Here is a 14,191-nt window from a genome sequence, read left to right as displayed (position 1 = left end):
TGGTCTTAATCAATTCTTTGTAAGCGGCAAGTCTCTGCTCTCTGTTGCGCCCCTACAACTTGTTCACATAGGCCGCCTGGTGCCCCGACAAGCCGTTTTACCAACAGGGATACAGTTTCTGGCCAATCCCCTGGCTCCACTAGCAGGTGCATGTGGTTGGTCATCACGCGTAGAGCTTTATATCCCGCTTTTCTTTGCATTCGAACAGGTTGTCGCAGTAGTACTGGTAGACCTCATCAGCCGGGAGCACCGGCTCCCGGTTGTGGCTCCGCTGGACTATATGGTGAGGCATATTGGCTAACAGTATTCTGGTCTTCTTTGGCATAGTTTTTCTGCCTTGTTTGCAGAGAAGACCAAAACCAAATGCGTTACCCCCCAGATCAATGATCTGTTGAAGAAAGATATAGCTTTGGTTGAAGGAGTTAAGTGATAGTTTGCCACTAGATCAAATATTATCGTAAACAGCAGAATATCTTTTCTTAAGACCGGGATTACCTAAATGGCTTTCCATCACTGACCTCGCCTTCTCTCGCTCTCCCTTAAGCAAGTAGGCTGCGGTCACATACACATACCAATGCTGCTGTTTAAGCAAGCAATTATCTGAAGATTCGTATGCTTCCAGCAAATCATCAATACCTTGTAACCTCTCAAGCAACTCAACAAGCCATTGCTCTATGAAAGAACATATCGCCACACCTACCCGCGAATAATCTTCTGCACTTTTAGTAAACCAACGCTCATGGTATTCTTTGGGAGCACTAATCTCTATAGGTTGTTTGAGAACAATATCAGGAGCATTAGCAAGCAGCATCTTATTACCATTGACTAGCCTCAACGCTTCCTTTGAGACAAGAGGTATTTTCCAGACAAAGAATGGATGAATATGCGCCTCGGCACCTTGCTCATACCTTGGAAAAAACTCTGTAATAAAATCAATTTCCTGAATTGATTCCACAAGCTTTCTTTTATAAACAAGTGACCCTCTGCGTCGTTTAAAATTGTACTTTGAAAGAGCCTGGTCAACAGGCCCATTTAACATTTCAAGTAAGTTAGCTTTTGCTAATTTAATATCGCTCATATGTTTATTTACGGGACTCGAATTTCAAGCGAACGACCAACGTTAATACCACGGCTCTTGCCGACACCTACTGCAGGATTATTAGTATTCACACCACTATCAAAGTTTCTCTGTGCTGCTGTCTTTCTAGCAGACCCAGATTTAACTTCTAAGCCAATAATTCTACCTCGTGGGCTAACAGCAGCACCATCATAAACTCGTAATTGGCCATCTGCATTTCGAACAGAAACACGGCCTTCAATTATACTCCAACCAGGCTTTTTCTTAACCGCATCCCAAACTTTTTGTTCTGCGGCAGCCCCTGCTCTTTCTAGGCCATTAGGACTTGCGAATTTCCCGTCATCTGTACGCCAGCCATTATTCCATCTAGCTTCACTTTTTTTAACACTAAACTTCCCCTTAAACCAATTCAGCGGATTAAGACACCCAAATGCACACTCCCCTGCCGATGCCGCCAAATCAAAATCCGCACACGGGTCTCCCATTAGATTCTGTGCTGCAGATCCCATCCACTTCATAAACATGCACTGCAGCACACACCGGCCATACGCAAATACTAAAGGAACAAACTCTCCGGTTGGGTCTATAAACCCATTTGGGTTGTTGTATGCATAAGCGTAATAATTCAGTGCGGATTCCAGGCCCAGGGGGTCTGCCTGAAGATAGCGGCCGGCCTCCGCATCATAGTCCCGCATATAGTTCTGATGCAGCCCACTCTCCCCATCAAAATACTGCCCCGGAAACCGCAAATTATTCCCAACAACCTCAACCAGAATCTCAGCCTTTCCAAACGCCGAATAGCGAGCCTCCCAAACCACTGCCCCGGATTTATCCAGCATCCGCTGCGGTGTGCCCAGGTGGTCGTTCTGGTAGTAGTAAAGCTCCCCGCTGGCAGCCCGCTGAAACAGAGGTTCCGTCATCCAGGGCATACCCGGCTTGAAGTGGTATTCCCGGATCAGGTTGCCGGCAGTGTCGTACTCCGCCGCCAGCCCCTCTTCGTTGTAGAGAAAGTAGGTTGTTTCGCCGGCCTGTTTGCGAATCCGCTGGCCGTAGGGGTTGTACTGGTAGCTGCCAACGGTAACGCCGTTTTTAACAACGGCGATCAGGCGTTCTTCGTGGTTGTATTGATAGTCCCAGGTAATGCCGTCCTGCACTTTGCGGCTTGTGTGGCCGTTGTCGTTGTATTCGAAACTGGCCAGACTGTCACCGCTGATAGCGATCAGCTGGTTTTGGTTGTTGTAGCTGCTTTGAGATACAGACAGATTGAAATCCGCCTCCGTGGCGGAATCTGCCCGCTCGGCGTGTTCTGTGCGGTTGCCCACGCCGTCGTATCCGAAGCGCTCGTCGTTGGCGGCGTTTTCCAGCGGGTAGTCCGCTTCGGTCAGGCGGTAAAGGTTGTCATAGGAAAATATATATTCACCGTGCTCGGAAGTGATTTTGCGAATATTACTTTCCAGGTCGTACTCGTAGACGGCTCTGGCTTTATTGTTGCCGGCGCTGTCTTCAAGAATACGCTCCTTGACCCGCAGGAAGTCATCGTAGCTGAGGGTGATCCGGTTACCGCCGGGCAGCAGTAGTGTCTGCGGCGCCAGCCAGTGGAAATCAGTCCAGGCCAACTGGCCCTCACCGGGGATATGCACCGCCGCCAGCTGGTTATTTTTGTTGTAGTAGTAGGTATAGGTAATCCCTTCCGGATTTGTATAGGTTTTTTTCAGTCCGTTGCCGTAATAGGTATAGCTGTAGCTTTTGGAGAAAGTGATCTCTTCGGCCTGATCCCCCTGGCCGTAATAATCCACCCTGACCGATGCCAGCCGGTTCAGGCTGTCGTAGGTGTAAGTTTCGCTGTGATGAACTATATCCGCAGTGGCGTTGGCGGTATCCGGCCCCGGAGTCTGGGTATAACCGGTGTACTGGGCCTTGGCATTATAGTGGTAATCCACTACCTTGACCGGCTGCGGGTTGTCCTTGTGGGCATAGACCTGCAGCCTGATCAGGCGGTTGGCATCGTCGTAGCTGTATACGCGCTTTTCCTGCTGTGGGTTGGTAACCGCAATCAGGTTGCCGTTGGCGTCGTAATCGTAGACCCGTTGTTTAGAGGTGCCGATAAAGTCGTGTTTGGTTTCCGTTTTCAGACGGTCGTTTTTGTCATAGGTGTAAACAGTCAGGCGCCCTTCCGGGTCCTTGACTTGCAGCAGGTTATCGCGGGCGTCGTAGGTAAATTCGGTTTTTTTTGTCTCACCGTTGACGGGATCGATAATGGCGATCAGGCGGTTTAAGTGGTCGTATTCATATTTTTCCGTGTTTTGCAGTGCGTCTGTATCCGAAATGAGGTTGTTACTCAGGTCATAGCCATAAGCGCGCAGGTATTCTAGATTGTTGGCCTTTTGCCTGCTCTGCACTAAGCGGTTGCGTTTGTCGTAGCCCAGCTCTTCCTCGTAAGTCGGGTTCTTAACCTTTGAAAGCAAGTTCTGCTGATAACTGTATTCAGTGCGGTTTTGTTCGCCGTCGACAATAGCGCTCAGCTTGTTCTGGCTGTTGTATTCCAGGCGGATACTGGCACCTTCGGCATCTGTGATAGTTACCAGGCGGTTGCCTTTGTCATAAGTCAATGCCAGCTTGTTGCCCTTGTCATCGGTCACTGTCACCGGCAGGCCGGAGGCGTTGTTGGTGATATGCAGGCTGCTGCCGCTGGCATCAGTAACTTTTATCAGGTCACCGGCGGCGTCGTACTCGTAGTGGAAGCCCTGGCCATAGGGATTCAGGTCCGAGAGCAGGTTGCCCACTGCATCGTAGTCTCGGGTCCAGGTTTTGCCACGCGCATCGACAATAGTGTGGGCGTTGCCGTTGACATCGTAGTCCCGGTATTCAGTAACATTGCCTTCGGGATCTATGACTTTGGTTACGTTGCCAAAATCGTCATACTCCCAGCGGGTTATGGCAATTTCTGTATTATCGGCTGTGGATTCTCCAGTACTTTCGCTGAGCATCTGCCCGTACTGGTCGTAGGTATAGCGGGTGATGCGCTGATCGGATGTGCCGGCAGCTTCAATCAGAGTGATCAGATTGCCGCGCTCATCGTATTCATATTCGGTGATCACGCCGCGCTCATCCCGCTCCCGCAGCGGCAGAGTCAGTTCAGTATTCCACTCAGTGGTGGTATAGGTACCGTCGGGATTTTCGGTGCGGGTGACATTGCGAAAGGTATCGTAAAAGTGTTTGGTTTTCAGACCCCGGGCATCGGTAGTGACACTGCTGATAATGCGCACCGGTGCTTCATTGGCGTTAGCTGCCAACTGAGTACTACCGGTGTACCGGTATTGTTCAGCCAAATCTTTGGCGGTCTTATTGCCGGAGTACTGGTATTCTATTTCATACTGCAGTTCGCCGCCGATCAACTGCTTGATCGGCATTCCCATCACGTTGTGCCAGGTTTCCGTGACCACGCCTGACCTGTCGCGCTGGGTGGCCTTGTAAACCTGATCCTCAGCACTGTGGCTATAGGTAACGCCGGTACCGTCCTGAGTTTCGTAGCCGTTAATATGGCCATCGGCATTGGTGGAGTAGGTGGTTATCCGTCCATTGGGATCGGTGACACTCTTAAGTGCCAGTTTGTTATTACTGAGGGACTGATACTGGTAAACCCAACTTTTACCGCGCACGTCGATCACTTCCACCAGCTGCTGATAACTGAGTGGATCAGCGGCATTCTCACCATATTTGTAGACTACCTGCCGACCACTGTAGTCCTCGAGACTTATCAAGCGGTAAGATAAAACTGCATCACCATTCACTTGGTTTTCCACTTGTTCCCAGTGGTACCTGATCACAGTGTTACCAAAGTGATCCTTGACGCGCACTATACGGTCGCCTTCGTACTCCAGGCTGACGCGGACACCATTTTTATCTTCGTAGTAAGAGAGTTTTCCCTCTTTGTAGAAAATCAGGTTGCCCTTTTTATCGCGCCAGGTGTAATCCTCACCGCTCTTCGTCAGTGTCTGATTTAAAAGGGCATGATAGCCGTCTCCATCCGGTGTGATACAGCTGTTCAAATCCGAGCGGAACTTTTCCGGACGGTAGGACTGGCCATTGCGGAACAGGTAGAACTCATAGGGTTGCTGACAACCGGAAGCCGTTGCCTGTTGGCCTGATGCCTGCTGCTCTTCCTCCGAGGCCTGCGCCTTGAGCTGATCGTAAGTGAGAATTGGATTCCAGCGACTGTTCCACTCCCAGCCGCTGCGGGTCCAGCGGCGCGTCATACGCACATAGCCGCCCAGCACCTTGACCTGCATATCTTCCAGGTCTTCCATATTTTCCGAGGAAACGGCGCGCGGCTGGGCGCCATCGCTGAAGATACCGGGCTTTGCATAAGTCCCGGAAGTCAGCACCAGAAGTGCCAGGGATACCACTGTGGAGACTGCCGTTATCCAGCGTTTATAAACTAGTAGCCGCCCCCGAGCACTGGCTCCGACTAGAAGCATTTTTTCTTGTTCCCCGACAGAAAACTTCATCGATACTTTCCCAAAGTTCTTTTCGTTGTTTCCAATTCCAATCGCGGGTGCACCCTACCGGAATACGCCCGGGCCAGCCCTCTCCCACCGGGAGAGGGCGTTCTCAGTGCATTTATTGAGCCGCAGTGTTGTATTTGTTGCACTCATCGCAACTCGGGTCCGGCTCACAGCGGAGGGTTTCGTCTTTGCTTATCGGTGTATAACCGCTGCCATAGCTGGCGCCGCTGCCGCCCCCTCCACCGAAGTAGTAGCCGCCTCCGCTACCGCCTCCAGCACCTCCACAGGAACCGTAGGAGGCCGTGGACCAGTAAGTAGATGTACCGCCGGGCACTACCTGGCCGTTGGCACACTGGCTCTGATAGCTGACTTTGTATTTAAAGCTGTGGCTGCCACATCCGGCTCCACTGGCCGCGCCCTCTTCACTGGGGTTAAAGTCGCGCAGTGCGGTGATACGGTATGGGATATACACCACTTCACCCGCCTCCAGGGTTTCCGGCACCTCGGCGAGAAACTCGAATGACACCACGTCATTGCCGGATGGCAGCAGGCCCTGTACTTCATCTGCACGGATCAAGCCGTAGTTGGTGAGGCTCAGCTCACCGGTGAATACGTCGCCCTTTTTCATATCCGGCAGAGTGACACTGATCGGGTCCAACATCACCACGGCCACCGGCACATTGGTTTCAAAAGTAGCCTCCAGCTTGATCTCGTAGCGGTCTTCCAGGTTAATTTCGTTCACCTGCCATTCGACTGTGACAATGCGGTTCATAAGGAACACTTCTTCGGCGACAGTCGCACCTGGCCTGATCCAGAGGCGACCGGAAACGCTCTCGTGATCGAAGGCACTCACCCGGTAGGCGTATCGGCCGGCCGGCAGGTCTTTGAGCAAGGCTTCACCATTAGCATCGCTGCTGATAGTACGGGTTTCGGACAATACCTGTTCGTTCTGCAGTTCAATTTTGGCTCCGGCCAAACCAGGGATCAGTTGATTGTCCTCGCCCAGTGTGGCGGTGTAGATGTCGCTGATATGGAAAAAGACATCGCCAATTTCCGAAGTGACCACGGCCACAAACATCTGCACCGTAAAGCTGTGGCCTCCGTCACCCTCTACCAGAAGACGGAATTCGTAATTGCCCTGCTCTACGGTGTTATCCGGGCTGAAGGTGACGCTGATATCGCGACTCGCGCCAATGTCCATATCACCGAGGTTCGCGGTGCCGTCGAGACGCACCCAGGTCGGCGCCGGGTTCTGAGCGCTGTCCACCAGGGAGAGGGTGGCATTGCGCAGCACGTCGAAACCGGTGTTCTTCAGCGTAAAGGTCTCTGTGGTGCTGCCTCCAAGAGCAACACCGGTATCGATAAAGGCGGGCGTCGCCTTGATAACCGGCTGGCTCTCAGACAAGCGGTATTCCAGTGCAATATCTTCCAGCACTTGCGCCACACCATTCACATTCGCCAGTACCTGGAAATAAAGGGAACCGCTTTCCGGTGCCAGATTGTCGCCAGAAAAAGACAGGTTGATTACCCCCTTCTGTTGCGGCGACAGCGCAATTACTGAGCCTAGATCCAAGTGCAGACCTTGTGGTATCTGCAGCTGTTCTGTTCCGGGTTCGGCGACAGAAACCAAACGCACATCAGTCAGCTCACTGCCGTAACCCGCGTTTATATTGATCGGGATAACCTGGGTGTAATTACGCGGTATATGAAGGGTGATCTGCGGCGGACTTACTTCGGAAGTCAGCACCGCAAACTCCCCCTGGTTAGGACGGGCAAGACTATCCGGGTGGATAACGGATATCCGCCAGGTACCACTCTGCCCCTGGGGATCGAACTCGTAAGAGAAGTTGCCGTCCGCATCAGTAATCACGGACACCTGCCGCTCGAAGCCGCGCAACTCCATCACCAGTGTCAGTGGCACATTACCAACGGGCGAGTCACTGGTGCGATCCATAGCGCGACCGCTAATAGTGACAACTTCCCCGTCACTGTAGATCAGTCCAGGAGTAACTTCGGTAACTTCACCATAGTAGGCGGTCTCCTGAAGCGACGCCTGGATACGGGTACCGTTACCCTCAATCAAAACCTGCGTGGGCTTGCCGGTGTGGTAGCGGAAACGATCAATTTCCAGTGCCACAGTGACTTGATCCGGTGCCGCCTGAGGTATCGGCACTTCAATCCAGTCGGAAACAAAGGTCTCACCAGGCTGCAGCCGCGCTACCGTCTCACCACTGGCGACGGTAATGACATCACCGGTAAATTGCTGTACAGGCTGACTGGCGAGCAGGTTTCCATCCGCATCTTCGATGCGGATGCGCACTTCGTCCGACGGATCGCGGCCATTGCGCCGCGCCATCAACACTTCTGTTTCCACAAGCGAAGTGTTTTCCATGGTGAAGCGCACCTTGCCCAGGCCGCCCCGGTAAACGGTGTCCGTCTCCAGCCCGAGACGCAGAGCTGCGTCACCCACCAGTATTTCATCTTCCGCGTGGATAAATACTGTTTCGCCAGGCAATGGCGATTGCTCCAAGCGCAGCTGAATATTGCTGAGAGTATCCAGCTTCTCGTAACCGCCAATCACAATCGGCACTTCGACCAGGCCACCGGCGGCAACGGAGAAGCTGGCGGATTGGTGCTCGCGCGCCACACCGCCGTCATTGACAGTGGCAAACAGCTTGATACCCGAGATGTCACTGCTGCCACGGTTCTGTACGCGGAAGCGCACTTCATTCATCACGCCGCGCTTGACCACAGCATCGCCGCTTTCCGGCTCAATCACTTCCACCGAAAGCGCCGGCAACAACAGGTTGTGCCCTATGCTGGTTGCTCCTTTCTCGTCCTCGGCGATTACCGTATAGCGGCGTTCCGTCATTACACCCTGTGCTCCAGCGGAGTAACCGGTATCCACGAACACCGTTGTATTTCCGCCATGAGGAATCAACGCATCAGTGATTTCCTGCAGATCATCGCTTTCACCCACATAGACACGATAGCCAGCGATAGCCGTACCACTATGGTTCCACTGAAGCTGCGGGTTGCCCTCGGCACTGACCGAAATACTGAGATCGGAAACAGGCAATAGGCCAAAGTTTAGGTAGACCGTGTTACTCGGAACAGACTCGTTACCCGCTTCATCCAGAGCAGTTACCACATAGACGTGCTCGCTCTCGCTGGGTTTGGCATCCAGGGCGATGGTATCCGGGATACCGATTTGCAGTGGCTCTATCTCTCGCAGGGTTTCCGCTGTTGCAGTCTCGCCCTCAGCCAAATTCAAGCGATAGAGGTTATAAGTGAGCTTGTCCACTGCCTCATCGTTGCCATCGGCATCTTGCAGCGGTGCCTGCCAGGTGGCCACTATGCCGGCACCATTCAGCTCCAGGGCCAGCTCAGAGGGCGCAGCGGGAGGAATACTGTCCGCACTGACAGCCACCGGCTCACTCATCGCACTCACCGCAACCTGGTTGTTATTCCGGCGTTCACTGGCGATGGCATAGAAATAGTTGCCATCGTCAGGCAGAACGTCTTGGGTTTCGGTTTCCGAAAGGCGCAGGATCTCCACAAATTCCGCATCGCCCTCCGCCTTGCGATAGAGCACATAGCGGGCGCCTTCCACCGCATCCCAGGTTAGCGCCACTTTGCCACCCGGCAATGCAGTGGCCTTGAGGTTTTGTGGAATATCCAGCGGTGGCAGATCGCCCTGGTAGACCTGGAAGCTGTTCGGTACACGGATTTTGTTGCCAATATTGTCCAGATCATCCAGCGCCTGATAGCTGAAGCTCAGATTTGCCACCGTGGGATTGCCGTCTGCATCCCGCCCGGCGCTGGCGGGAAGAGTAAAGCTTCCCACCCACAAGGGGCTTCCTTCTATAGACTGAACATCGCGCACCAGAGTAATGCCGCTCTCGTAGCCGGGAACTTCCAGGTTGTCGAGCAGCGGCACTAAAGTGGGCATTTCTCCCTGCTTGACTTCGTCGCTCAGCTGCAGCACCACTTCCACCTGCAGGCCGCTCACTTCATCGACCTTCAGAGGCTCGCCCGGGTTCAATGTCAGCGCGGTCACTTCCGGCCCCTGAGCATCAATTAGCAGTGTTGCCCCCTGCTCGATAACTGTTCCTCGGTTACCAACATTATCGTGCGCGGACATTACCGCATAGGCGGTTCCAGAGATGCTGTCAGGTTCGATAATGAAACTGCCGGTGTACAAGGTGTCATCGCTGTAATCCTTACTCAGATCAACGGCGATAGGCACACCGCCCTCAGGTACTATGGCGAAATAGGGCTTGTTACGCAGCGGCTCGTCAAACTGCACCACAACTTCCACTGTACCTGGCGCGTAATGGCCGCTAGCCGAATCCACTAAGCCATTGGAGTGGTAGCGCACCTCCAGAGCATGGGGACCTTCACTATCCGCAGTGGCTTCTACAAGATTGGACAGGCTACTCTCTGTGCCCACTTTATTAACCGTAGTAACGGCATAGAAATAGTTACCATCTACCGAGGGTAGATCAGTAAATTTCGTTTCATTCAGAAGCTGGTTGTTCAGTTGCTGCGCTTCCTGCACAGAAGTGAACGGAGAAGCTAAGCGATAGACATTGTAACCAGCAGTCTGGTTATCGATATCATCACTGTTCGCCGCATTCCAAGACAGAGAAATCTGACCAAGCTCTCTCTCGATAGCAGTCAGATTGGTCGGAGCATCCGGGATAGATGTATTGAGCACTATAGTGCGTGTGGCACTCGGCTCGCCAAAACCACTACGCTGCGGATATGCCGCCGCTGCGCTGATCTGGTTCTCTCCCTCTTCCAGGGAAATTTCTACCTGGAAATTGCCATAACTATCGACCGCAGCAACACTGCCCTCCGCAACGCCATTGCGATAAACCTGAACCTGGGTCTGTTTTTCCGCTTTACCGTAAACGATTACCGACGGCTTGTTGGTCACCCAGCCGTCACTCGGGCTGGTAATCTGCGGTGCCGGTGGTGGGGCGAGCGCCACGGTGAAACTGTACTGGGCAATAGTGACATTTTCCCAAACATCGTAGGCTTTAACTGTAAGGACATGTTCACCATCCGACAGATCCAGCAGGACAATATTGCGTCCAAAGGCGCCACTACTGGCTGTATATGCGGTACCCAGCAAAGTGCCGTCCAGATAGAACTCTATCCGGGATACACCAGACTCATCCTCAGCGGTGATTTTGAAACTGCCATCTTCTGACAAAGTCGGAGCCAAAGTGAGATCCAGCAATTCTGCTATCTGCTGATATTGCGCAGCATGGATAACCGGACCATCTGTGTCCTCCACAGGTGTTACAGCCACCGGTGTTACCACTGGATCGGAGCCACCGGAAATATTTACAGCAGTTACTGCCACATAATAGGTAGTGCCATTTTTCAGGCCCGCAAGAGACCAACTGTGCTCACTGTCAGCAGCGCCTTTACTGCGCACGGCCTTTAGTTGCAGTCCCACAATGGAATTGAAACTCTTATCTTCCACATAAACCGCATAGTTTTTCAGCAGTTCATAGGGCGCGACACTGGACCAACTGATCTCAATCTTGCTGCTCTTCGGCACCGCGGTCACAGTAGTCGGATTCGGCAATAATGTGGTACCGGCATCTTCAATACCGACAGACGCATTGCCACTCTCATCGTACGCATAGACTCGCAAGGGATAGGAGGTAGCAGGGCTGAGATCTTCTACCAAATGCTCTACCGGCGCCTGCGAATCACTGAGTGATGCCAGTGGAATATCATCCACCCTGCCGCTTAAGTCTCCGGCAAATACCACCTTATAACCAGCCAGATCACCGGCGGAGTTAGCAGACGGATTCCAGCTGAGCTGCAGGCGGTCGGTACCCGGAATTACAATCAGATTGCTGATCTCATCTGGCGCAGCCACATCCACCGGCACAGCGCCCGTGGAAGTTACCGCGGGATTAAATAGTCCCTGGGTATCGTAAGCGACTACAGCAAAGTGCGCCTGAGTATCCCGTGGCAATCCTTCCACACGGAATTGCTTGGTTCCCTGCGGTACAACCGCTACCGGTGTTTTGCCGGCGATATCCGTAAAGCTGCTCGCACTCTGATAGATACGGTACTCACCAATATCGTTGCCGTTGGCAAACTCATCGTAGCTGCTCCAGTTCAGCAGCAGATCTGAACCACTGCCGTTGGGATCGATTACCAACGCAACCGGCCCAGGCGGATTATTGTCATAACGGATCTGCGCCAAGGTCGGCTCACTCTCATTGCCAGCCGCATCGCGCACGACAAAGGCGATGGTGTTATCGCCCGATGACAATGCAACCTGTGTACTCCATGTGGTATCAGCTGATGCAACTACGGCCAGACTGCCATTCACAAGAACAGCACTGCCCGCTTCTTTGGTGCCGCTGAATACATGGGCATTCACGGTAGTCACCGGCGGATAATCATTCAGTGTTGCAGGCGCCGGTGGTGTGTAATCGAGCGTGAAGTGATAAGTACGCTTGGCAGACAAATTACCCAGTTTATCTGCTACCTGAGCCACAATCTCATAGTCACCATCCAGGAAGGGAGCGTCCGGAGTAAACTGGATTTGACCTTCAAACAGGGCAAGAGCCCCTGCCAGTACTACGCCATTGCGTTTAACCGTAATGTCACTGTTTTGCAGGTCAATGCCACTGCCTTCCTCGATTACCACCAGTGTGATATAGGGCGGGGCCAGGTTGAGACTTCCTATCGGATCGGCAGCCGTAATATTGGGAGCATTGCTGTCTACATTAAAGATCAGGAAAACTGGCTCCGACAAGTTACCACTCAGATCCCTTGCCACTACCTCAATCGTGGACTCACCTTCCGGCAAATAATAACGACCAGACCAACGGCCTGATCCCGAAGGTACAATTTCACTGCCGTTAACCAAGATAGCAGTGTCGTCTTCACGATTGCCGGAGAGCGTAATCCAGCGGCTGTTAGAGTTGTTTATTTCAGGTGCCAGTGGCTGATCCAGAGTCAGTGGAGCTGGCTTAGTAATATCGACAACTATAGGGACAGAGAACCTATCGTCTTCCGGCTCCTGCTCAACCCCATCCTGATCCTGATCCATGCCCAGACCGTTAGTACCGAAAATATCCGGCCCTACAGAAAAGGTATAAACACCTTCCCCAAGAGGTTGAGCAAAGTCAATTTGGTAGCGGATATCATCTAGAGATGTAACCGAAGTAATCGCGATAAAATTTCCTACAGAATCCGTCAATTCAAAGTCATTAATATCCAGTGATTCGTTATCAATTCCAATATTGAACTGTACAACCACACTGGAAATAGGCGCATTGTGGTAACCGCTGGGGCTAACAGCCCGCACTCTGGGTGCAGCAGTCTTTTCAGCGATATGAACGCTGCCATCCTCGCCATCAACGCCACTGCTATTGCTTCCACCGTCATTAGCTTCCACCCGGCTCGTATTGAGACCGGTGAGTGATTCATAATAGATAGCAACGCGGCCGCCACCGCCGGCACCGGCATTGATCCCATAGCCACCGTTGGCTCTTATATAACCGTTACCTCCAACCACCAATTCGCCGATATCCAGCCAGATAGAGCCACCACTGCCACCCCCTTTATAGCTGGAAGAACCATAGCCATTGGCATCGATATAACCGTAGTGCTCCAATCTGTCTGCCACTAATTTGATAGCGCCGCCGCCACGGGAGCCCGGCTGACTATCATCCTGATACCTGCCGCCGGTTCCAAAATCCATAGGGGCTACCGCGCTGCCGTAAACTGCATTGGTCGTACCATCAGCCAATACCCCACCGAGGCCACCGTAGCTACCACCAGATTGATAACTCACTTCCTCTGAAGGTAGATATCCCTTTCCACTAACATCGATATAGGAATTCGAGCTGATATAGAAATCAGTAGCACTCAGAGTAATACCAGAAGTAAATATGTCTGACGCCGCCGGTGTGGTGATCTTTCCACTGTTCTTAACCGTAATGGAATCAAAGCTGTAATCCTGCGGCAGCTCGAGAGTGTAGCCGTCGACGACCAAGTTGTTGTTGGCTACCGTAAAATCACCCTCGGCTTTCACATATACTGAGCCATAACCATTACCCGATATTGCTGAGCCCAGGTGCACGCCATCTTTTAGCGTAACAACTGCATCCTTAAAGCTTAATGGAGTTGATAGATTTACGCTCTCATCAATGATTATTCGCAAATCCTCAAAGTAAATCGGGATATCCACCTGCCCACTCAATTGATAGGGTTCATAGGCTGTGGATGTACCGCGATTAATAATCTGCAACTTGGCATTATTGGATGGCAGAGAACGATCATAGAGATAAACAGTTCCCGGGCCGCCATAGGCAGTAGCGCCGGCGTAATTGTTACCAGCCAGCGCAAAAACACGGGCTGCAGGGTCAAAGCCCGTCAACGAGTCGTAGTAGATAGCGATACGACCACCACCACCGGTCCCTGCGTAATATCCACGCCCCCCGGAAGCCTCTATCAATGTACCGCTGCTTCCAATCAGTTCCTTTGCTTCGACCCAGATAGAGCCACCACTCCCCGCACCGACGTCTCGCAGGTATTCTCCATTCGCCAATATATCGCCATACAC

At 52.4% G+C, this 14,191-nt stretch carries 4 protein-coding genes; all 4 read right to left on the bottom strand.

Annotated elements, in window-relative coordinates; genetic code table 11:
• Positions 1-163: 163 nt before the first annotated feature.
• The 4 genes from BM155_RS17300 to BM155_RS10585 all read right to left on the bottom strand — a co-directional run bounded on the left by BM155_RS17300 (position 164) and on the right by BM155_RS10585 (position 14,176).
• Complete coding sequence (locus tag BM155_RS17300; protein ID WP_175487789.1) at positions 164-325, bottom strand: hypothetical protein; 162 nt, start codon at positions 323-325, stop codon at positions 164-166.
• 120 nt (positions 326-445) lie between these two features.
• Positions 446-1,078, bottom strand: coding sequence for a hypothetical protein (locus BM155_RS10595; RefSeq protein ID WP_139223226.1), 633 nt, complete (start codon positions 1,076-1,078; stop codon positions 446-448).
• Positions 1,079-1,086: 8 nt separating this feature from the next.
• Positions 1,087-5,556, bottom strand: a complete 4,470-nt coding sequence (locus BM155_RS10590; RefSeq protein WP_175487788.1) for an RHS repeat-associated core domain-containing protein — start codon at positions 5,554-5,556, stop codon at positions 1,087-1,089.
• A 142-nt stretch (positions 5,557-5,698) separates the two neighbouring features.
• Complete coding sequence (locus BM155_RS10585) at positions 5,699-14,176, bottom strand: fibronectin type III domain-containing protein (RefSeq protein WP_217641510.1); 8,478 nt, start codon at positions 14,174-14,176, stop codon at positions 5,699-5,701.
• Positions 14,177-14,191 lie beyond the last annotated feature (15 nt).

It is taken from the genome of Microbulbifer thermotolerans (assembly GCF_900112305.1).
GTDB lineage: Bacteria > Pseudomonadota > Gammaproteobacteria > Pseudomonadales > Cellvibrionaceae > Microbulbifer > Microbulbifer thermotolerans.
Note: the sequence above shows the minus strand (reverse complement) of the source record. Positions and strands in the feature narration are given on the sequence as shown.